Source organism: Acinetobacter sp. YH12252 (assembly GCF_013417365.1).
In the GTDB taxonomy this organism is placed as follows: domain Bacteria; phylum Pseudomonadota; class Gammaproteobacteria; order Pseudomonadales; family Moraxellaceae; genus Acinetobacter; species Acinetobacter towneri.
This window is the reverse complement of the sequence record NZ_VPEA01000004.1, coordinates 61,552-83,124: the sequence shown is the minus strand read 5'-3', so window position 1 is coordinate 83,124 and position 21,573 is coordinate 61,552. Positions and strand designations below refer to the sequence as shown.

At 41.9% G+C, this 21,573-nt stretch carries 20 protein-coding genes and 1 riboswitch; of the genes, 7 read left to right on the top strand and 13 right to left on the bottom strand.

Going from position 1 to position 21,573, the window contains the following annotated elements; all coding sequences use genetic code 11:
* Positions 1-20: 20 nt before the first annotated feature.
* From gspD to FTV28_RS05440, 11 genes are all read right to left on the bottom strand, one after another.
* Positions 21-2,276, bottom strand: coding sequence for a type II secretion system secretin GspD (gene gspD / locus FTV28_RS05490; RefSeq protein ID WP_104852930.1), 2,256 nt, complete (start codon positions 2,274-2,276; stop codon positions 21-23).
* Positions 2,277-2,336: 60 nt separating this feature from the next.
* The gene (locus FTV28_RS05485) at positions 2,337-3,176 is read right to left on the bottom strand and encodes a type II secretion system protein N (protein WP_167845711.1); all 840 of its coding nucleotides are present in this window, start codon (positions 3,174-3,176) and stop codon (positions 2,337-2,339) included.
* Positions 3,176-3,916, bottom strand: coding sequence for a type II secretion system protein N (gene gspN, locus FTV28_RS05480; RefSeq protein WP_096901906.1), 741 nt, complete (start codon positions 3,914-3,916; stop codon positions 3,176-3,178). The genes FTV28_RS05485 and gspN overlap by 1 nt, the downstream gene beginning before the upstream one ends.
* A 162-nt stretch (positions 3,917-4,078) precedes the next feature.
* Positions 4,079-4,405: an H-NS family nucleoid-associated regulatory protein gene (locus FTV28_RS05475; RefSeq protein WP_004975751.1), complete on the bottom strand. Its 327-nt coding sequence runs from the start codon at positions 4,403-4,405 to the stop codon at positions 4,079-4,081.
* A gap of 145 nt (positions 4,406-4,550) precedes the next feature.
* Positions 4,551-4,982 carry a thioesterase family protein gene (locus tag FTV28_RS05470; RefSeq protein WP_096901909.1) on the bottom strand — a complete coding sequence of 144 codons (432 nt, stop codon included), beginning with the start codon at positions 4,980-4,982 and terminating at the stop codon, positions 4,551-4,553.
* 9 nt (positions 4,983-4,991) lie between these two features.
* Positions 4,992-6,185, bottom strand: a complete 1,194-nt coding sequence (locus tag FTV28_RS05465; protein WP_178865958.1) for a heme biosynthesis protein HemY — start codon at positions 6,183-6,185, stop codon at positions 4,992-4,994.
* Positions 6,186-7,022 (bottom strand): hypothetical protein, encoded by an 837-nt coding sequence (locus FTV28_RS05460; protein ID WP_004975747.1) that lies wholly within the window; start codon positions 7,020-7,022, stop codon positions 6,186-6,188.
* Entirely contained in the window at positions 7,019-7,798 is a 780-nt protein-coding gene (locus FTV28_RS05455) for a uroporphyrinogen-III synthase (RefSeq protein WP_179989665.1), read from the bottom strand. Before FTV28_RS05455 ends, FTV28_RS05460 begins: the two co-directional genes overlap by 4 nt.
* 21 nt (positions 7,799-7,819) lie before the next feature.
* Positions 7,820-8,740 (bottom strand): hydroxymethylbilane synthase, encoded by a 921-nt coding sequence (hemC, locus tag FTV28_RS05450; RefSeq protein ID WP_179989750.1) that lies wholly within the window; start codon positions 8,738-8,740, stop codon positions 7,820-7,822.
* 122 nt (positions 8,741-8,862) lie between these two features.
* On the bottom strand, positions 8,863-9,603 hold the full coding sequence (locus FTV28_RS05445; RefSeq protein WP_104852924.1) for a LytTR family DNA-binding domain-containing protein: 741 nt from the start codon (positions 9,601-9,603) through the stop codon (positions 8,863-8,865).
* Between the two features lie 71 nt (positions 9,604-9,674).
* Positions 9,675-10,829: a sensor histidine kinase gene (locus tag FTV28_RS05440; protein WP_179989663.1), complete on the bottom strand. Its 1,155-nt coding sequence runs from the start codon at positions 10,827-10,829 to the stop codon at positions 9,675-9,677.
* Here FTV28_RS05440 and argH point away from each other — a divergent pair.
* Together argH and FTV28_RS05430 are read left to right on the top strand one after the other, a co-directional pair.
* On the top strand, positions 10,820-12,250 hold the full coding sequence (argH, locus tag FTV28_RS05435; RefSeq protein ID WP_171458207.1) for an argininosuccinate lyase: 1,431 nt from the start codon (positions 10,820-10,822) through the stop codon (positions 12,248-12,250). The genes FTV28_RS05440 and argH overlap by 10 nt on opposite strands.
* A gap of 14 nt (positions 12,251-12,264) precedes the next feature.
* Positions 12,265-12,537, top strand: coding sequence for an oxidative damage protection protein (locus FTV28_RS05430; RefSeq protein ID WP_004975738.1), 273 nt, complete (start codon positions 12,265-12,267; stop codon positions 12,535-12,537).
* A 526-nt stretch (positions 12,538-13,063) separates the two neighbouring features.
* On the opposite strand, the gene phoU is transcribed toward FTV28_RS05430, so the two are convergent.
* Both phoU and FTV28_RS05420 read right to left on the bottom strand, forming a co-directional pair.
* Positions 13,064-13,786 carry a phosphate signaling complex protein PhoU gene (phoU, locus tag FTV28_RS05425; protein ID WP_179989661.1) on the bottom strand — a complete coding sequence of 241 codons (723 nt, stop codon included), beginning with the start codon at positions 13,784-13,786 and terminating at the stop codon, positions 13,064-13,066.
* Between the two features lie 450 nt (positions 13,787-14,236).
* Positions 14,237-15,574, bottom strand: a complete 1,338-nt coding sequence (locus FTV28_RS05420) for a TolC family outer membrane protein (protein ID WP_179989659.1) — start codon at positions 15,572-15,574, stop codon at positions 14,237-14,239.
* A 431-nt stretch (positions 15,575-16,005) separates the two neighbouring features.
* On the opposite strand from FTV28_RS05420, the gene FTV28_RS05415 reads away from it, so the two are divergent.
* From FTV28_RS05415 to dksA, 5 genes are all read left to right on the top strand, one after another.
* Complete coding sequence (locus FTV28_RS05415; protein ID WP_131260985.1) at positions 16,006-17,070, top strand: hypothetical protein; 1,065 nt, start codon at positions 16,006-16,008, stop codon at positions 17,068-17,070.
* 99 nt (positions 17,071-17,169) lie between these two features.
* Positions 17,170-17,317: riboswitch (TPP riboswitch) on the top strand.
* 102 nt (positions 17,318-17,419) lie between these two features.
* Complete coding sequence (thiC, locus tag FTV28_RS05410; protein WP_179989657.1) at positions 17,420-19,315, top strand: phosphomethylpyrimidine synthase ThiC; 1,896 nt, start codon at positions 17,420-17,422, stop codon at positions 19,313-19,315.
* Positions 19,316-19,392: 77 nt separating this feature from the next.
* Positions 19,393-20,013, top strand: coding sequence for an NUDIX domain-containing protein (locus FTV28_RS05405; RefSeq protein WP_004975729.1), 621 nt, complete (start codon positions 19,393-19,395; stop codon positions 20,011-20,013).
* 10 nt (positions 20,014-20,023) lie between these two features.
* A complete protein-coding gene (gene cpdA / locus FTV28_RS05400) occupies positions 20,024-20,830 on the top strand; it encodes a 3',5'-cyclic-AMP phosphodiesterase (RefSeq protein WP_004975727.1) in 807 nt (268 codons plus the stop codon).
* Between the two features lie 213 nt (positions 20,831-21,043).
* Positions 21,044-21,571, top strand: a complete 528-nt coding sequence (dksA, locus tag FTV28_RS05395) for an RNA polymerase-binding protein DksA (protein WP_004975725.1) — start codon at positions 21,044-21,046, stop codon at positions 21,569-21,571.
* Positions 21,572-21,573 lie beyond the last annotated feature (2 nt).

Genomic DNA, 21,573 nt, shown 5'->3' with positions numbered 1-21,573 from the left:
ACAATCTGCGCAGGATACGATTAAGGTGTAGCGCGAATTGTGGTCGTAGTGACTGTATTTTTAGTTTTGCTGACTTCCTGCTGCGGCAAAACTACGTTTTGGCGCTGTACCGCAGGCTCAATCGCAACAGGGGTGCTCACCACCGTTGCTGTGCGGTTTGCAGACACTGCTGATGGTAAGGTTTGATAAGTTCCTGTTTGCGGCGCAACTCGAGATACAGGCAAACGCTGCTGATAAACATCGCTAACATTCTCAGGCAGTTTAGCAAAGCTACCATCGGCATCCATTGCCAACTGAAGGCTATACAATTGGCTATAACGCTGCTGCGAAATACGGCGAATATCCTGACTATCTCCCACAATGGTTGGGTGAATAAAAATCAATAAATTACGTTTTTGATTAGATTGACCATCGGAACGGAATAAACGCCCCAACCCTGGAATAGCACCCAAACCTGGCACAGCCTGACGACTATAAACCGAGTTATCAGAAATTAAGCCACCTAAGACAATGGTTTGTCCGTGCTCGGCCAAAATAGAAGTTTTAATTGCGCGTTTGCTGGTGACTAAATCCTGCGCCTGACCTTTATTGGCTTTGACATCTGACACTTCTTGTTCAACTTCCAAGCGTAGTGTTCCGCCTTCACCAATATGTGGCACGACTTTTAAAGTAACCCCGACATCTTTACGTTCAATAGTGGTATACGGATTTGCCACACCACCATTGGTAGATAATGAACCTGTTACAAAAGGAACGTTTTCACCAACCACAATATAGGCTTCTTCATTGTCCATGGTCACAATAGATGGCGTAGACAATAAATTGGATTTGGTTTTTTCCTTCAAGGCCTGAATCATCGCACCATATAGCTTGCGTGAACCATCACGACCTTCACGATAATCACCCAACACCAATGACGTACCTGCACCAATCGCACTGCCTGCGCCTGCTGCACCACCAGTTAAATAGCCTGCAGCAACATTTTTTAAACTTGCACCAATATTGTCAAAATTAATTAGACCGATACCGCTGCTTAAATCGCCCAATGCCCACTGCACACCCAATTGGTCGGCATCGGTACCTTCCACTTCTATAATCGCAGCTTCAATCAACACTTGTTGACGACGGGTATCTAGTTGCTGAATGGCCGATTCAATTTCACGCATCAACTGCGGATCGGCTTTGACCACCAAAGCATTTTGCGAGCCATCGGCAATAATACTGACACCATTACCATTAAAACTGGTGATGTTGTTTTGATTGTTGCTATTCGAGCTGCCACCCAAATTAATACTTGGGGTGGAAATAGTCGATGAATTACCTGTGTTGTTATTGGTGCTGCTTAAATTACTAGCACTGTTGTTGTTACTGTTGCTATTTGCATTAGAGCTGCTGCTCACCGCCTGTCCTGAAACCAGACCTTGCAATATTTCTGCTAAATTCTGTGCACTGGCATATTTCAAGCGAAAAACCTTCAAACCACCCAAACGATCTGCCGCAGGCACATCCATCATTTCAATCATTTGACGAATGCGTTTACGTGTTGCGGTATCGCCTTTGATGATAATACGATTGGTACGGTTGTCCGCCACAATACGCACACGCGAACCTTTAACATCTTTCGCTGCCCCTGTCGAACTCATCGACTCAAGCAAGCCAATGACTTCTTCGGCTTGACTGGATTGCAGGCTAATCGCTTCAATGTCATTTTGCCCCGTACCATCTAGGTTACGAATAATGCTTTCTAACTGATAAATGTTACTGGCACGATCAGACACGATTAGAGCATTGGTGCCCCCGACCGCAGACAAATGCGCAAACTGAGGCATGAGCGGACGTAAAGCAGGAATCAGGTCATTGGCATTGGTATTTTCTAGCCAAATCACTCGCGTTACAATTTGGTCACCACGCGCATTTTGACGACCATCATAGGGAATGCCTGAGCTTTTTACATTGCTGTCAGGTACAAGGCGAATGGTATTGCCTGATGGTATTGCCACCACACCATTCACATTCAATACGCCTAAAAACAGGTCATAGACTTCATTTTTATTCAGGGCTTTGTTGGAAATCACCGTGACATTGCCACGCACACGCGGATCGACTGCAAAGTTCTTGCCCGTAATATCGGCCACTTCATTAATAAATGCAGTTAAGTCCGCATCACGTAAATTAATTTTCCAGGTTTGCGCATGACTTGCAGTACTCACCATTGCAACAAGCGGTGCAGCAGCCAGTAATGCCCAAAATGGACGCTCATGATTCAATAAAGCCATAATCTACTGTGTTTCCTAACCCTAAATATGTCTCTGCATGTGGTTACGATGCCGATCCATTTAAAAATTTTGTTGTATGGTCATCACTTGATCACCACGTTTTATTTCTAATCTCACTTGACCTTCACGACGTGCCTGTTCAAGCAATTGTGCATCGCTTTGCCCTTGCCCAACGTTTTGACCATTTAAAGACAAAATACGGTCACCTGGCTGTAAACCCAGTTTATTTCTTAAAGCGGCAGGCGTACGTGTAGTGACTTCATAACCATTGCCCGTATTTGCTTCAACACCCATCTCTTTTAAGTATTGTTCGCGATCTTCCTGTATGCGCTGCACTGCCTGTCCAATGGCATTATTCGGTTGTGCGGACTGCGTAGGTGCAGTTACAGGAGCTTGATTACCACTTGGAATTAAAGGTGCGATAGGTTGATTTAAACCATTTTCAATACCTTTAAACAATACTTCACGCGTCGCGCCACTGCTATGACGTAAAATCACCCGATCCCAGTAGACTTCTGCCAATTGGTACTGACTCAAATCAATCACATCACCCACACGGTAACGCTCTGCCACCTCATTCACTTTAATGACCGCAGAAGAAAACTGACTCGGCTGCCCAACCACTACACCTTGCAAAGTCATATTTAATTGATCATCGGCAGTGTTGCTGCGCCCAAGTTCTTGAAACAATGCAAAGGAGGTAATATTCGGGATTTGTGGTTGCTGTGAACCCAACTCCACCCGATCAATTTGCATGACTTGGGGCGGCGCAACAACCCACCAAAATAAACTCGCCAGTTTCCAACACAGATACAAAATCAAAAAAGCTAAAAATACTGGCGCAGCACGATCAAACTGCTTCCAGTGCAAATTCCCTAATCGTTCAGAGAGTGTACGCATTAGAAACCTCCTTTTAATAGAGGTTGGCGAGTGCTGATCACATAGGTATCTAAGCCCGCTTTGCCTTCATAAGAGGCGATATTCATCAATAAGCGTTGCGTGAGTTGCACATCTAGCATCAAGCTTTGATCAAGCGCAATATTCAGCATTTTTTGTTCACGTTGATCGCGAATATCAAATAACAGTTTGCCATTTTCATCGGACAAACTGCCTTTTAACGCGGGGATATTCATACGGTCTTGGCGCTGAGCAAAACGATACAGCAATTCACCACCCGCCCACTGCAGTTGTCCTTTGGCTTTGGTGAAGCCTTGCTGTTTTTTAAAATTCAAATGAATGTCTTTGAGTTGAATCGCATTACTTGGCCACTGCCAATCCACAATACTTTTTAAGGTTTCTGGCGCAACTTGCCCATCTAAAGATTGCACCAAGACGCTACCAAAACGATAGCCAACAATGCCTTCGAGTTTAGTATTGCCACTATGCACTTCAACATCGGCAGCGACACGCAATAAAACTAAATCTAAAGGACGTGTATTCCAACTTAAAGAACCACGTAACTGTCCCTTATGCCAATCGGCTTGCCCCTTCCAGATATTGCCACTCACATTATGTAAGGTCTGATTATTTTTATAAAATTTTGAAATTAACCACGCTGCTGGAATTTGTAATAACACAAAAAACAAAAATGCAATGAGGGCGAAAATCCACCACGTGATGTATTTGGGTTTCTTTATCATGCCACCACGACCAACCTTACTAATTTTTCTATGAATGACTTTTTATAACACTCACACATTATGCACACTTTTTCGGCGTCGCCAATTGATACAGATAAAAAAACCAAGCCGTATTGCTTGGTTTTTGAACTCTAAGTCAAATCAATGACAAATTGATGAAGCTTAGATTAGAAAATCTTCAAGTTTTGCGCCTTTTTCTAATTCAGCGACTAACCAGCGTGGTTTTTTACCACGACCAGTCCAAGTATCTGTAGAATTGATTTTGCTACGATAACGTGGCGCTACAGTTTTACGTGGGCTTTTCTTACGCTTGCTTTCGCCAACTTCCAAAATCTGCTCAATGCTTAAACCCAAATTGTCTGCAATCGCTAAAATTTGATTATAGGCATCTTCAATTGCTTGATCTTTTTTCGTGGCAATTAATGCTTCCGCTTCAGCTTGTAAACGCTTTAACTGTTCTACAGACAAATTGCTAATATCAGGCATCATACTTACTCCAAAAACTATGCTTTTTATATTCAGTTATTAAATTAAGCAGATTCATTCTATTTTTATCAAACTGAAGCGTCAATAAAAAATCTACTACTCTACATATAAATAACAGTCGGACATATTATGAACTGATTATTAAGATTTAATCAAGAATATGCTGTACGGTTTTTTCTATTTTATGAATACCCGCGCGTACATTTTCAGGGATTAAGGTTTTTTGCATATTGACGCGATCTACACATACAATCACCGCATCTGCCTCTGCCACCACCATTTGCTGTGCTTCACTGTGGATTAAATAATGCATACGCATGGCACTATTACGCAATTCTTCTACCCGAACGCCAATTTTTAAAATATCAGGATAAACCACAGGACGTATATATTTGCACTGATTTGAGGCAATCACAGTCAAAACATCTTGCTGTAAAATTTTTAAATGGTCTAAATAATATAAACGCGCACTTTCAATATAACGGTAATAGATCACATTATTGACATGCCCAAAAGCATCCATATCTCCCCATGCAACACGCTGCTCAAAAACAATTGGATAATCTGCTAGTGTTAACACAACTCACCCTTAAATTTTAATTTCGACAAAATTAGAATTATTTTCAAAGATTAAATTTAACTGTTTTAATAATTCAGGCTGATCTTTTAAATTAGATTTAACTCTTAAATAACTCATTAATACGTGTTCAGGATATAAATCCAGTAATTGCTCGGCTTCTGAATAACGCGCTGTTGCTGTAAAAATATGCCATTTGGCAAAACTAAATACAGGTAATGCAGGGTATTTCTGTTCCCACAGATTTATTTGCTTTTCAATTTTGGCATAATCAGGTTGTTGTTTTAACAACTGCTGTTGGAACCATAAATAAAACACTTCCTGATTAAACTGTTCACTCAACATCTGTACCGCAAGACGTTCATGTTGTGCGGCCAAATCAGGCAGACGCGACAATAACTTCAACCACAACACCTGAATGGCATAAGACTGACTGAAAATCTGCTCACTTAAATCACTATAACGCTGCTGCAAAGCCTGTAAATTTTCTGCATCAGCCTGCTCAAATTGGGTTAATAACTCAGTCAGCCACTTTTGCTTGGTGTCTGCATCTAAATGCCCGTATTTGGTCGAACGTAAATAATGCCAAGGATATTGCGTGGCAAATTCGCCCCACAAGGCAATTAGACGCTTTTGATAAGCCGTTTTGACTTTAAATAACCACGGCGATAATTCGTGCTGATTCAAAAACTCTAAATGCGTCAAAGCTTGTTCAGGTTGTTGCTGCGCTAAATAAATTTCAATACGCTGTATTTCTGCCAACTCAAACGCCATGGCACTGCTTTGATTTAAGGCAGCCAACGCTTGCGGATATTGCTGTTGGATGGAGTGCATACGTGCTTCCATCACTCCTTTGAGCAAACCTGACTGGGCAAACACCTGTCGAATAAACTGGTGTTGATCTTCTGCAGCATCTAGCAACCAAATGACCGCCAATTGCTCATATGGATGCAGATTTTTAAAGTTAAATACTGTTTCAACCTTACGCTGTTCACGGCTAAAATAGCGCTTTAACAACAACCATAAAATTTGTAGCGAAACACTAATCGACAAGAAAAAGAACAACAACAACCAAATATTGGTTTGCAATTGCCATTCGCGCCAATACACATAAACATAGCCTGAACCATGCCCATAACTCAGTACGCTCAGCAAAGCGACCAGTACAATACTGACCACCACATAGGCGAGTAAAATCTGTTTCATTTATACCGCCCCCAATAAAGCACGTGTTTTTAAACTTGGCGTTGGAACGATATTTAAATTTTTAATTTTTTCTAATTGCTGAACCAGTTGCTGTGCTTTCTGATCAGGCAATTGTTGTAATAACTGAATAATGTCATTCACTTCTTGTTGATATTGCACATATTGACCTTGTATAAAGATTTGTCGAGCCAGCAATAGACGCAATTGTGCTTCTTTTAAAATAATCTGGCGCTGCATCAACTGTGTCGCAGGTTGCTTGGCAGATTCAATACTCAGCCATTTTTGCCAAAAATAACGATCATCGACATCGGCAGGGTTCAGCTCAGGTTGTTGAGCTTGCTGTTTTAATTGTTGATCTAATTGCTGCAATAACTGACTTACTTGTTGATATTGCGCATCACGTGTTGTTATAAATTGTTGAATTTGTTTCTGATCTTGCTGAACAACTTGGTGCAAACTTTGTTTCAAAGCAGGAGCTAAAGCATATTCGTTTAACTCACGGTCTAAATGAGCTAGCTTTTCAGTCGCATAGTGAAACTGTTGTTGTTGTAAGGAAAATTCCACCAAGTCCAATTGCTGCGCCACCATATCTACTGGTTGAATCGCATCTTCTTGCTGCACAGCGCTGGATACTGCGGACTGTTCTGGCGCATCTTGGGTATAATTACGGCGCTGCAAAGCCACCAACTGATCATTTAAATTGGCATTGGTTTTTTCTGCAAGATGCAAACTTTGACTGAGTTGCTGTTGTTGCGCTGAAATTTGCATCACATCAAAACTTAATTTGACGATCCAGACCAAAGCGATCAACACCACTATCACAACCAGTTTTTTCATAGTTTTCCTTGCATGCGCATCATTTGCTGCAATATTAATTCTGTTTTTAAATGGGTCAACTTGAATACGTTATATTTTGTATGATGCTGCGTTTGATAATCGAGCAAAATTTTCTCTAAACGATCACCCAATACCCAATAATAACCTTTGTTCAGTAGATCGAAATCCTGCTGAATCAAGCTCAGCCAGTTTAACCAACTGGCTTCACTGCTAATCATCATGATAAATTCTGAAGATTGTATTAAACGCGCGCGTACTGCCTGCATTTTTTCAATAGAACTGGCAGGACACTCCCGTCGATACAACACAAAATTATGGATCTGCATCCCCTGATCAAGTAGTGTTTGCATCATAAATTGCCGACCGCCCACACCACGCCAAAAGGCAATGTGTGTGCCGACTTTCAAATTTTGCAAACACGGCAAACTCAGCATCCCTTCGGAAGTTTCAACCTGTGGGACTTCACTGTAAAGACCATATCCACTTAAAACTTCTGCAGTTTTTTCGCCCACAGCCACCCAACGTATATGCTGCAAATCCTGCAATGATATTTGGCTTCGGGCTAAATATTGCATCCCAATATCGACAGCAGTCGGACTAACCACCACAATAATATGCGTGTGAGGCAACTGGGCATATAAATTAGCCAGTTGCTCCGACCACGGCTGTGCAGAAAGCTGCAACAAGGGCAAATCAATGACCTCAATATGCTGTTGTTGCAAAGCCTGAGTTAAGGCCTCTGCACGATCTTGAGGTCGGGTATTAATGAAGAGCATGGGCTTCTGGTGCAATATGAATTATTGATACAGGGCTTTGAGTAATTCGCCCGCACCCTGTGCCAATAAAGCTTTTGCCAATTCTTCACCTAGCATTTCAGCCTGTTCAGGTGCGCCATATTGCACAGCTTTAAGAATGGTTTGCCCATCGACACTACCAACACGACCTTCAATCTGCAACTGACCATTCTGCAAAGTTGCGTAGCCTGCAATTGGCACCTGACAACCGCCTTCCAAGTAGGCATTAAAAGCACGTTCGGCACGTACACAGACATTGGTTTCGGCATGCATTAACGGCAAAATTAAATCCAACACCGCCTGATCTTGGCTACGACATTCCAGACCCAAAGCCCCTTGCCCAACGGCAGGTAAGCTCACATCAGGCTGAATGGTATGACGAATACGCTCTGCCAAGCCCAAACGCTTTAATCCTGCACTGGCTAAAATAATCGCGTCATACTGACCATCATCTAGCTTAGACAAGCGCGTACCCACATTGCCACGTAAATCTATAATTTCTATATCTGGGCGCGCTTTCAAAATTTGGCATTTACGGCGCAAGCTTGAAGTTCCAACTTTAGCGCCCTGTGGTAAATCTGCAAAACTGGCATAGTGATTCGATACAAAGGCATCAAGCGGGTCTTCACGCTCACAAATGACCGCCAAGCTCAAACCTTCAGGCAATGCCATGGGTACATCTTTCATAGAGTGTACGGCTAAATCGGCACGACCATCCATTAAGGCGGCTTCTAATTCTTTGACAAATAAGCCCTTCCCCCCAATTTTTGCCAATGGGGTATCTAAAATTTTATCGCCCTGCGTGACAAAGGTCACCAACTCAACAGTTAAATCGGCATGCATCGCCTCTAAGCGGGCACGAATGTGTTCAGCCTGCCATAACGCAAGCGGGCTTTGTCGAGTTGCAATTTTCAGGGTTTTCATCATAGTGGCTAAGCAAGATAAATAAGTTCATCTAAACTTAACCTGATCCCCTAAAAATGCAAGTCTATTTCTTTACCGATTTATCAATCTGTTGCGTATTCATCTGCGATGATGCTGACAAATTAGAGTTTTTGGATGCGTTCTCGCAATAAAGGCAAATGTCGTCGGCTAACAGCCAAACGCTCATCTAGCTCACGGCAACGTACCTGATACTGTCCTGAATTGACCACTTCTAGCCCCTCCAAAAACTGAATCGAGACCAAGGCATTTCGGTGAATCCGAATAAACTGATCACCAAACTCGGTTTCTAAATCTTTCAGCGTTTCATCAATCAGGACACTGCCATTTTTATGACGCACAGTGACATATTTCTGATCAGCTAAAAAATAGTAGATATTTTCTATTGGCACCAATTCTACACCGCGATAGGTTTTCGCCGCGATTTGGTGACGTTTTATTTTTAATTCGTCCATATTTTCTTTTTGTTTTAAATGACTCATCTGCGCTTGCGTGAGTTTTGTTAAATGATCTAAAACCTGTTGCAATTCCTGTTGCATTATCGGTTTTAACAAATAGCCTTCCGCATTGGATTTAAACGCATCAAGTGCGTGTTCATCATAAGCGGTACAAAACACAATGGCTGGCATAGGGTCAAGCTCACGCAAATGTTGAGCACAACTTAGACCATCCATTCCCGGCATTTGAATATCTAATAATATGACATCCGGCTGATGTTCATCCGCCAGTTCAATCGCCTGTTGCCCATGAGCTGCCGTTGCCACCACATGATGCCCCAGTTGAGTGACCAAACGTGATAATCGCTCTCTAGCTAGAGGCTCATCATCACAAATTAGGATGTCCATTTTTCCTCCTTTTTAAGTCAATAACTTTATTTTTATCAAGTCTAGAAAAATCAGAGCAATCACAGCTTATTTTATTTATAACGGTATTGCAGCACCGTGGTGTACATACCATTCCCCGCATAATTTTTGAAAGTAACACTGCGCCCATAATACGCTTTTAAGCGCTGTTCCACGTTTTGCAGTGCAATCCCATGTCCAGATCTTAAATTTATTTTATCGCTGACATACGGATTTGTAATGACAATATTGACTTGGTTTTGCAATATTTCGATCAATATACTTATCGTACTCTTTGCTAAAACTTTTTCAACTCCATGAAAAATACTATTTTCTAGCAAGGGTTGTAAAGTTAATAACGGAATTTGTACCTGACTGAGCAGTTGCGGTTGTTCAATTTTCCATTCTACCGCCAACCGATCACCCAAACGAATTTGTTCAATCTCTAAATATCGCTGGCAAAGTTCAATCTCATCTTTCAGGCTTACCAGTTTTAATTCTTGCAAACTGGCACGAAATAAACGCGACAAATTGAGCAACATTTGCTCGGCTTTATCGGGATCTATGGCAATGAGACTAATCACATTATTGAGGCTGTTGAATAAAAAATGTGGGTGAATACGCGCCTGCATGGCATGTACCCGCGCTTGTAATTCACTATGCCGTTGCTGAATCGCCTGTTCACGTACATAAATATAACGAAAGCAAAATGCGCCCAATAACACGCCATAACTCAAATGCAGTCCAACGCCATGTAACAGATCATCTATACCAAATTGCTGTAGATGAAAGTTTTGCCCAAAATGCAACAAGGTATTTAAACTGAGTGTGGTCAGCAACACGATGCCTTGCAGCAGCAAAAAACTGACCAAAAAAGATAAACTCAAGCCCATGCGTAAAAAACGCGCCTGAAAAAACCCCACCAAGGCCGCAAAACACAACACCACCCAATTGATATAGAGTACGTATTGCAGCACCCGAGCAAAACTTAAGCCGTGCCAACCTTGTGCTTCAGCCAGTGCCAAAACCATTGCCAAGGCATTACTGCCAATAAATAATTCAATTAGATATTGCCAACGTCCTATTTTCGTAAAAAAATACAGCTCATGTTGTTCTGCCTGCGTATCAGCATAAGTTTGATTGGCTTGTTCTTCGGCAAGTGAATCTGAATTTGTTATACTCTTGTCCAAATCACCGCTTTTTACTTTATTGAGCCGATATGACCACATCTTCTAATTCCTCAAATCCGTCACAAGCCCAAACTTCGGGTATGTGGGGCGGTCGTTTCTCTGAAGCGACTGATGCTTTTGTTGCTGAATTTACAGCATCTGTTCAATTTGACCAACGCTTTTATAAACAAGATATTGCTGGCTCAATTGCGCATGCAACGATGCTTGCCAAAGTAGGCGTACTTACGACTGAAGAGCGTGACGATATTATTCAAGGTTTAAATACCATTCAGGCTGAAATTGAAGCAGGTCAATTTGAATGGCGTATTGACCTTGAAGATGTCCACATGAACATCGAATCACGCCTTACTCAACGTATTGGCATTACAGGTAAAAAATTACATACAGGTCGTAGCCGTAACGACCAGGTGGCAACCGATATTCGTTTATATGTCCGTGACGAAATTGATGCTATTTTAGAATTATTAAAAAAATTACAACACGGCATTTTGAGCTTGGCAGCCAAAAACACCCACACCATTATGCCTGGTTTTACCCATTTGCAAACCGCACAGCCTGTGACTTTTGGTCATCATCTTATGGCATGGTTCGAAATGTTGGTACGTGACTCTGAGCGTTTAATTGACTGCCGCAAACGTGTTAATCGTATGCCTTTGGGTTCTGCTGCTTTGGCAGGTACCACTTACCCAATTGACCGTGCTTTTACCGCAGAATTGTTGGGCTTTGAAGCTGTATCTGAAAACTCGTTAGATGCTGTATCAGACCGTGATTTCGGGATTGAGTTTAACGCTGCCGCATCTTTAATTATGATGCACTTGTCGCGTATGTCTGAAGAACTGATTTTATGGACATCGGCACAGTTCAAATTTGTGAATATTCCAGACCGTTTCTGCACTGGCTCATCCATTATGCCGCAGAAGAAAAACCCAGACGTACCAGAATTGGTGCGCGGTAAAACAGGTCGTGTTTATGGCGATTTAATGAGTCTGTTGACCCTGATGAAAGGTCAACCGCTTGCCTACAACAAAGACAACCAAGAAGACAAAGAACCTTTGTTTGATGCCATTGATACCGTGCGCGGCTCGCTCATGGCATTTGCCGATATGATTCCTGCTTTAGTACCAAACATTGCAGAAATGCGTGAAGCTGCATTACGTGGTTTCTCTACGGCAACTGACCTTGCAGATTACTTAGTAAAAAATGGCGTGGCATTCCGCGATGCACATGAAATTGTAGGTAAAGCCGTAGCATTGGGCGTACAAGAAGGCAAAGACTTGTCTGAACTTAGCCTAGAACAATTACAGCAATTCTCAGATTTAATTCAAGCTGATGTATTTGAAAAAGCACTGACCCTTGAAGCCTCTGTAAATGCACGTGATCATATTGGCGGTACAGCGCCTGCACAAGTTGCAGCGGCAATTGAACGTGCTCAAACACGTCTTGCTCAACTTTATGCATAATCAGGAAGTGAGAGATGTCTAAACAAGTATTTTGTCGTAAATATCAAACCGACATGGAAGCGATGGATTTCGCTCCTTTTCCGGGTGCCAAAGGTCAAGAATTACTTGAAACGGTATCTAAACAGGCTTGGCAGGAATGGCTCAAACACCAAACTACGCTCATTAATGAAAAGCGTTTAAATGTGTTTGAACCTGAAGCGAAAAAGTTTTTGGAAGAACAACGTGAGAAGTTTCTCAACAATGATGCCAGTTTGGAAGTCGCAGAAGGCTTAAAACCTCAAAACTAATCCAAGTACTGTTTTTTCATTTTGGAAAATTCAAACCTTGTTTATTTTACAATTAAAAGAGTCTTTATGAAGGCTCTTTTTTATGCCATTTGTGATTATGAGTTGCCGCAACAATGTTTTAAATAAATGAAAATAGATTCAAAAAATTAAGCTAATTTCCTATTTTTATTTCTCGATTGAAGCGTATATTTTATAGTCACAGTAAAGCACTCAAAAATATATTAATTATTGATTTTAAAGACAATAGTTTTAAAAATAATCACACTAAAAATAATGTAATTTAAAAATACATTTGTATATAAAACGCTACATTCCACTACAATAAACCACATGATTCTTGAGTGTGATTTTCCTATACTTATTTTCAAGGAGATAAGCAATTATCTCTCACTATAATAAATATCCCCGATTTCAATCTCAGATTTCCCCCAAAGTCTGAGATTTTTTTTATCCAAAATTTCGGCTGTTTCAAGCCATAAAAAAAGCCCCATCATTAGATGAGGCTGAATATTCAAAAAAGCTGAACTTAGCGTTCCTGTACTTTTTCTTCAATTTCTTTGACGCTGGTATGACGTACGTCAAAACCTTTGACCATATAAATCACTTGTTCTGAAATATTTCGTGCGTGGTCACCAATACGCTCTAATGAACGTAACACCCACATCACATTAATCACACGTGAAATATGACGCGGATCTTCAATCATATACGTCATTAGAGTACGTGTTGCAGATTGATATTCACGGTCAATATCGGCATCGGCAAGTAAAACACGCAGTGCTTGATCGACATCTAAACGTGCAAAAGCATCCAGTGCATCGTGAATCATGACACGCACTTGGTTACCAATATGACGTGTTTCCATATAGCCGCGTGGCGAACTACCTTCTTCACATAAGTTTTGGGCAATACGGGCAATTTTTGCAGCTTCATCACCAATACGCTCTAAGTCAGTATTGGCTTTAGACATGGCAATCACCATACGCAAATCAATTGCGGCTGGATGACGACGCGCCAAAATCAACGTTAAGGCTTCATCAATTTCGGTTTCCATGCGATTGACAACGTTGTCTTGGAACTGAACTTCTACCGCCAAGGCTGCATCGGTATCCAAGAGTGCGTGAATCGAGTTGGCAACCTGCTGCTCTACCAAACCACCCATGGCCATAAATTTGGTATTTACATCCTGCAAATCTTCATTGAACTGAGAAGAAATATGGTGACTTAACACAGGATTATTCGTACTCAAGGAATACACTCCACAACAAAAGGATAGACTGACGCAATGATTGAATATTAAAGCACAGCAATGATGACGTTTTTATGACATTTTCTCACCAAACTCTCAAGTCTGATCGTTTCTGTCTTTAAACAGCATAAGCCATTCAGATGACAAAATGACTTGGGTCTGTTGACATTTCGTCTATGTTTGCGGCAACGCATATTTTTTAGCTGATATAAGGCATGGGACAGGAAATTTAGTCATTCTAAATGACTGACTCATAAAGCAATAGTAGCAAAAATATGCTCGCCCCCTTGCGCAGCAAACAAAGCAACGCTTTGTTCTTGCTCATGTGGCTAAAACTTTCTCAGATTGCGTTATGAAACTTGGCAATAGTCTCGCTATTCCCTGCGTTTCATGCCTGATCTGCTCAGTTTTAGCCTACAGCGCAAGCTATTTATGAAATGTCAACAGACCCTATATGGCTTTCCGAATCAACCAAGCATTCATTTCCTGCACATCTTGTTCAGTCAATTGCCCAACGGCTGCTTTCAACTGTAACACATGCTTCAAATAGTCATACTGTGCATTGAGATAATCCTGCTTGGCAGAAAAGGCGTTACGCTGTGCCAACAGTACATCCACCATGGTTTTTAAACCTTCCTGATATTGCGCTTTGGATGCTCGTGCCACTAAATCTGCTGAATTCATTGCAGCCTGTCGCGCCTGCAATTTGGCTTGATCAGTTTCGACTTGTAAATATGCCTGTTTCACATCGGTATTGGCTTTACGGATTGCTGCATCTAGCTCGGCTTCAGATTTTTGTACCAAAACCACTGCTTTTTGCACATTTTTATTGACCCGCCCACCGCTAAACACATTCCAGTTCATTTCAATCCCGACCTGGTCGAACTGACCATCGGGCGACATGATACTTTCAGGGCTTTGTTTGGCATAACCATAACTGCCCACAGCTTCTACCTGCGGATAACGTGCTGCTTGTTCAACCCGACGTGCATCTTCGGCATATTGTCGCTGCAAATGTGCCTGTTGAATAGCCAAATTTTGAGTTTGTGCCAATTGCGACCATGCCTCTAAACTTTCAGGCACAGGTTTTTGAAATTGAAAGTCATCTCGCAAAACTGCCAAACTTTCTTGATATGGCCCAATCAATTGTGCCAACTGCTCTTGTGCCAAAACCAACTGCACATGTGTTCCAATCCTGTTCGCTCGTGCATTTTGATATTGCGCATTGGCTTCACTGACTTCACTTTTAGCCACCAAACCTTCACGCAGTTTGGCATTCATCATATTGAGCTGTTCCAACAAAGCTTTTTCTTCTTGTAAATATGCTGTTGTTAAAGACTGCTGTCTCAGCACATTAAAATACGCTTCTGATACATTCAAAATATGTTGCTGTTGTTGTAAACGTAAGGTGACTTCACTCAGGCTTAACGAGGTTTTGACTTGTTTCAGGGCTTGCCAAGCATCCCAACGAAATAAAGGCTGACGTGCTGTTAACGCGACTTGACGTGAAGTTGAAGATGAACTGCTTAAAAGCTCTGGCGAGGAACTGGCAATATTGACTCGACTCATTTCCTGACTTTTACGGGTGATATTGCCCGACAGAGTCACAGTTGGCAGTAAATTGCCTTGCGCAAGCCCTAAATTTAATTGATCGGCCTGATATTGTAATTGCTGTGCGCGCCAAGTCGGATCGCTATTTTGAGCACGCTGATAGGCTTGCATTAAATCCAAAGCAAAAGCACTTGAACTCATCCAACATAAGCATGTCACTAACATCATTTTTTTCATTATTTTTCGATCAACCCACTCTGTAATTTCGCCAATCCTACTGCAATGTATTTTACACTGCCCATACTAAAGCGAATTTGCATTTTTTTCGTATGACTTTCATTAATTTTGATAATTTTTCATATTATTTCAATTCATTGCAATACTTAAGCAAAGCCATACACGTGCTAACAATCACTGCATAAAGTGGCACTTACTCACAGGCATGTAACCAAACTCTAGCAGAATACTACAATTTACTCCGCGGCTTTGACTTTACAATGCAAGCTCTCCCTTTGTCCTTCGACCCAAGCTTCTAAAACCGTGTGTCTCACAGCGGATATTTTAAATTTAGAATTTTGGTATGAATGACTCATTTTGAATTTTTGGAATCCATAGTGCCTAAATGAAGGCACTAGATGATGAATGAATACTCATGTTGAATTGCTGTAATGGTTAAATTTCTTCGCACCAGTAAACTTGCCCTACTGCTTGGCAGTTGTCTGTGTTTGCTCGCCTGCCAAAATTCAGATACGCCTCCCGTAGCTGAACCACCAAAGGTACAGGCCAGTGCCAGCGAACCTGTAGATTTGACCCAAATGTGTGAAAACATTCAGCACAATATGCAGCAAATTGACAATACCCGCACCACGTTTGCGCTAGAACAAATTAATCAGGATTTAAAAGTTTGCCTACCGTTGCTACCTTTAAATGAGCAATTAAATTTACTCAATCTTTCGACCCAAATGTATCAACGCTTTTTGCATGTAGAACGCAGCGCTGCAGAACAAGCCGCTTTTGATCAACATGCTTTTGATATGGCGCAGCATCCAACCATTCAGCAAAGTCATTTTGAAAACTTTGCCTTGCGTGATCAATATTTATTGAAACATAAGGGACAAGCCTATTTAGAGCTATACGATGCAGGTGAAGCACAGTTGGTTTATCGTCGTAGCCCACAATACTTAGCCATTATTTTTGCGCCTTACATGCCCGATGCCGAGCAGATTTTTATTGAAAGAATGGCCAATGACAATATGCAGCACAGCTTGCGTGATGGTGGACTCACCCTTGATGCTGCCGATTTGGCAGAACGCGCCTTATTTTGGGAAGATTACGTGCAGCGTTATCCTAAAAGTCACTTTATACGGGATGCACGTTATCTAGCCGAAGTGTATGCCTTGCTGCTGTTTAAAGGCACAGTCAACAGTCCTGTTTCTCAGGATTATGTCGATGAATACAGTATCCAACCTGCCGTATTATTTGAAATTAAAAAACTGGCAAAGTTGCAAAAATCTCCCTTAGCACAGCAAGCGCGTAAATTCCTTGCCTTTTTACACATGAGCAGTGAACAACGACTCACTGAAATTGCAGCACAGCCCACTGCACGTGAACAGCGTGAATATGGCGATGATGCTTTAGTACATGCACAGTTGCATCAATATTTAAATTTAAAGAACATCTCCATCCATGCAAAACGCGATTGTTTTAGTGATGCCGTTTGTATTACTCGCTAATTATCCAAAGTCGCTTAAAGCTCAAATACTTGTCATTAGGCATCAAAGAATAAAAGCCGCGCGAAGCCTGCTTTTATACCAACAACGTGCTACTATTTATACAGCTTGACGGAGCGCGAGTAATTCCTCGCTGAGATTGTGTCCATGCTGAGTTTGTAGCCTAAAATCTGCAAACCAAGCTGTAAACCCAAGTACCGTTGAACCTGATCAGGTTAAAACCTGCGTAGGAATCAAGCCACCTAAAAACCCAGCCACACGGTTAATGTTGAACTATTAAAGTCTCAACAACTCAATTGCAATGTTTTTGGTCGTGCTTGATTCGTTGATTTCATTCTTCAGGATCATTGCAATGAACCAATTAACGAATCTATCCCCTGCTGACATTTCTGCTCAACACGAGCAAGATGCCAAAGATTTAACCCGCATTTTGCCTGCATCGAAAAAAGTCTATATTCAAGGCTCACGCCCAGACATTCAGGTGCCAATGCGTGAAATTGAACTGACCGACACTCCAACAGGTTTAGGCGGTGAGCACAATCCACCGCTCATGGTGTATGACACTTCAGGTGTATATACCGATCCAAATGTTGAAATTAATCTGAACAAAGGCTTGCCGAACATCCGCGACAGCTGGATTGAAGAGCGCCAAGACACCGAAAAACTAGAAACCCTCAGCTCAGCCTTTGGTCAAGAGCGTTTACGCGATATTCGTACTGCAGAGATTCGTTTTGCCCATATTCAAAAGCCGCGTCGTGCCAAAGCGGGTAAAAACGTCACCCAAATGCACTATGCCAAACAAGGCATCATCACCCCTGAAATGGAATATATCGCCATTCGTGAAAACCAACGCCAACGCGAAGGTGTCGATATGCGTCAGCATTCGGGGCAAAACTTTGGAGCTAAAAATCTAACTGAAATCACGCCTGAATTTGTACGTCAGGAAGTGGCTGAAGGTCGTGCAATTATTCCTGCCAACATTAACCACCCAGAATGTGAGCCAATGATTATTGGTCGCAACTTCTTGGTCAAAATCAATGCCAATATTGGTAACTCGGCACTGGGTTCAAGTATTGATGAAGAAGTCGCGAAAATGACTTGGGCGACCCGTTGGGGCGCAGATACCATCATGGATTTATCGACAGGTAAAAACATCCATGAAACCCGTGAATGGATTATCCGCAACTCGCCTGTGCCAATTGGTACTGTACCTATTTATCAGGCACTAGAAAAAGTAAACGGCATTGCCGAAGACCTCACTTGGGAAATCTTTAAAGACACGCTGATTGAACAGGCTGAACAAGGTGTGGATTACTTCACCATTCACGCAGGCGTGTTATTGCGTTATGTACCACTCACGGCCAATCGCTTAACAGGTATTGTATCGCGTGGCGGTTCAATCATGGCGCAATGGTGTTTGGCGCATCATGAAGAAAACTTCCTTTACACACACTTTGATGAAATCTGCGAAATCATGAAAGCTTACGATGTATCGTTCAGCTTAGGTGATGGTTTACGTCCGGGTTGTATTCAAGATGCCAACGATGAAGCACAATTCAGCGAACTGCGAACTTTGGGTGAATTGACTCACCGCGCTTGGGAACATGATGTGCAAGTGATGATTGAAGGCCCGGGGCACGTACCAATGCACATGGTCAAAGAAAATATGGACTTGCAACTTGAAGTCTGTAAAGAAGCACCATTCTATACACTCGGCCCATTAACCACGGATATTGCACCAGGTTATGACCATATTACTTCTGCAATTGGTGCAGCGATGATTGGTTGGTACGGTACTGCAATGTTGTGCTATGTGACACCTAAAGAGCACTTAGGCTTACCGAACAAAAAAGACGTCAAAGACGGCATCATCACCTATAAAATTGCAGCACATGCGGCTGACCTTGCCAAAGGACATCCGGGCGCGCAAGCACGTGACAATGCCTTATCTAAAGCACGTTTTGAATTCCGCTGGGAAGATCAGTTTAACCTGAGCCTTGACCCAGATACCGCACGCAGCATGCATGATGAAACCATGCCAAAAGAAGCGCATAAATCTGCACACTTCTGTTCAATGTGCGGACCAAAGTTCTGTTCGATGAAAATCACGCAAAACGTGAGAGATTATGCACAAAATCAAAATGCTGCGAACAAAACGGAGCAAGTAGATGCAGAGGTCGAATCAGGTCTCAAAGCCATGAAAACCGCTTATCAGGAACATGGTCAAAAATTATACCATAAGCTCTAATTTGTTTAAAAAGCGTTTGTATTCAATCAAATCTCAGTTAGGATGAAATTATGCTTTGCTCATCCTGATGAGAATTTATGAAGATTATTCAACAAGCAACTTATGGACAACACGATGCACAGATTCACCAACGTGAATACCTGTATCGTGGTTTTATTCAGGTTGAAAAAGTCAGCCTGAGCCATCGCTTGTTTAATCAAACTACATATACCCCAGTCCTTCAGCGTGAACTCATTCAACGCCCTGAAGCGGCTGGGGTACTCATTTATGATGCACCACAACAAAAATTTGCCCTGATTGAACAATTCCGTATTGGTGCAATTGATGATTGCGACTCGCCTTGGCAACTCGAAGTGATTGCAGGCGTGCTAGATGGCAATGAATCACCTGAAAGTTGCATTCGTCGTGAAGCTTTGGAAGAATCGGGCTGTGAATTAAAAGAATTACAACATTTATTCAGTTTTTATCCATCTGCGGGTGCATGCGCAGAATTGTTCCACTTATATAGTGCGAGCACCACGTTACCACAGGAAGGTGGCGTGTTTGGTATGCCAGATGAAGGAGAGAATATTCAATTACACATTCTTGATTATCAGGAAATTCCAAACTTGCTGACCAATGGTCGGCTAAAAAACGCACCTGTCATCATGGCATTGCAATGGTTACAACAACAAATTAAAACCGTGAAGGATGTCTAAGGGGTCAGGCATGACTTTATTCTCAAACAATCACCAGCAACGCTGGACAATTGTACAAATTTCAGATACGCACCTCATGAATCAGGAAGATTTAGAGTTTGTGCACATGAATCCTGAACGCAGCTTTCACGCGGTAATGCACGATATTCAACAGCAATATCCGCAGCTCGATGCTATTTTCCATACAGGCGATTTAGCACAAATCCCTGTTGCTGAAACCTATCAGCGTTATTTGCAGTTTATGCAGACTTTGAATACGCCGCATTTCCAGATTCCGGGCAATCATGATGATGCCGCGGTTTTTCCATTCCATTTACAGTCCAATCAAGTTCATGCAATTGAGTTGGGCAATTGGAGTGTCATTTTACTGAATACTGCGGTTAAAGGTCGGATTGATGGCTGGATGGACGCAGCACAATTACAGCAGTTAGATCAGCTTTTACAGCAACATGCGCAGCAGCAGGTGATTATTGCCTGTCATCACCATCCTTTTGATATGCAATCGCACTGGATAGATCAGCACAAACTTAAAAATACCGAAGCCTTAATTGATGTATTGGCACGCCACAACAATGTCAAATTGGTGCTGTGTGGGCATGTGCATCAAGACTCATTAAATGAATGGCAAGGGATTCAATTTTACTCTACGCCTTCGACCTGCGTGCAATTTAAACCACATAGCCAGCACTTTGCGCTTGGGCCTGAGGCACCGGGTTACCGTGTGTTACATTTGAATGCAGATGGCAGTTTTAGCACCCAAGTGCATCGGGTTGAGCATGTCACACAACAAATAAATTTTGAAATTTCAGGTTATTAACTTTCCATTTTATTTTTTTTGCTTTACTTTATGCCTTCAACGAAAAAATGCGATAACACATCCAAACATCAAAGACTATCCATAATCAAAAAAAGTCTATATGATGACGTCCCCCGAAGATCGAATATTGTTCTTTGGGAGTGGATAAAAACACTTGCATATCACCATATTTTTCGCGTACCAATCGTGCGCATATGATGAGGAATGCCCTACATGGCGAATGACAACCAAAATCAAGTCTTGGACGAACAAACAGATCTTGTAGAAGAAAAAGCTACAAAACGCGTGCGTAAGGCAAAGCCAAAGGCTTTAGAGGGCGGTTCTACAGCTAGCTTATTTGGTATTGCACCTTATCAGCCTAAAAAAAATGAAGAATACATGTCTGAAGGACAGCTCGAGCATTTCCGTCAAATTCTCATGGCGTGGAAAGAAGAGTTAATGTCAGAAGTTGACCGCACTTTAAACACCATGCAAGACGAAAATACAGCCTTGCCAGATGTCAACGACCGTGCGACTCAAGAAGAAGAGTTTGCAATTGAATTGCGTACTCGTGACCGTGAACGTAAATTGATTCGTAAAATTGAACAATCTATTGAAGCGATTAAAAACGATGACTATGGTTTCTGTGAAACTTGCGGTATCGAAATCGGTTTACGTCGCTTAGAAGCGCGTCCAACTGCAACGTTATGTATTGATTGCAAAACTTTGGCAGAGATCAAAGAGAAGCAAAACAACGGTTAATC

Coding starts and splice junctions, on each gene's coding strand:
- FTV28_RS05420 (WP_179989659.1), bottom strand. CDS start 15,574: ATGAAAAAAATGATGTTAGTGACATGCTTATGTTGGATGAGTTCAAGT.
- FTV28_RS05445 (WP_104852924.1), bottom strand. CDS start 9,603: ATGGACATCCTAATTTGTGATGATGAGCCTCTAGCTAGAGAGCGATTA.
- FTV28_RS05405 (WP_004975729.1), top strand. CDS start 19,393: ATGAAGATTATTCAACAAGCAACTTATGGACAACACGATGCACAGATT.
- FTV28_RS05465 (WP_178865958.1), bottom strand. CDS start 6,185: ATGAAACAGATTTTACTCGCCTATGTGGTGGTCAGTATTGTACTGGTC.
- argH (WP_171458207.1), top strand. CDS start 10,820: ATGACCACATCTTCTAATTCCTCAAATCCGTCACAAGCCCAAACTTCG.
- FTV28_RS05415 (WP_131260985.1), top strand. CDS start 16,006: ATGGTTAAATTTCTTCGCACCAGTAAACTTGCCCTACTGCTTGGCAGT.
- hemC (WP_179989750.1), bottom strand. CDS start 8,740: ATGAAAACCCTGAAAATTGCAACTCGACAAAGCCCGCTTGCGTTATGG.
- FTV28_RS05460 (WP_004975747.1), bottom strand. CDS start 7,022: ATGAAAAAACTGGTTGTGATAGTGGTGTTGATCGCTTTGGTCTGGATC.
- FTV28_RS05455 (WP_179989665.1), bottom strand. CDS start 7,798: ATGCTCTTCATTAATACCCGACCTCAAGATCGTGCAGAGGCCTTAACT.
- gspD (WP_104852930.1), bottom strand. CDS start 2,276: ATGGCTTTATTGAATCATGAGCGTCCATTTTGGGCATTACTGGCTGCT.
- FTV28_RS05475 (WP_004975751.1), bottom strand. CDS start 4,405: ATGATGCCTGATATTAGCAATTTGTCTGTAGAACAGTTAAAGCGTTTA.
- dksA (WP_004975725.1), top strand. CDS start 21,044: ATGGCGAATGACAACCAAAATCAAGTCTTGGACGAACAAACAGATCTT.
- cpdA (WP_004975727.1), top strand. CDS start 20,024: ATGACTTTATTCTCAAACAATCACCAGCAACGCTGGACAATTGTACAA.
- FTV28_RS05440 (WP_179989663.1), bottom strand. CDS start 10,829: ATGTGGTCATATCGGCTCAATAAAGTAAAAAGCGGTGATTTGGACAAG.
- FTV28_RS05430 (WP_004975738.1), top strand. CDS start 12,265: ATGTCTAAACAAGTATTTTGTCGTAAATATCAAACCGACATGGAAGCG.
- thiC (WP_179989657.1), top strand. CDS start 17,420: ATGAACCAATTAACGAATCTATCCCCTGCTGACATTTCTGCTCAACAC.
- gspN (WP_096901906.1), bottom strand. CDS start 3,916: ATGATAAAGAAACCCAAATACATCACGTGGTGGATTTTCGCCCTCATT.
- FTV28_RS05485 (WP_167845711.1), bottom strand. CDS start 3,176: ATGCGTACACTCTCTGAACGATTAGGGAATTTGCACTGGAAGCAGTTT.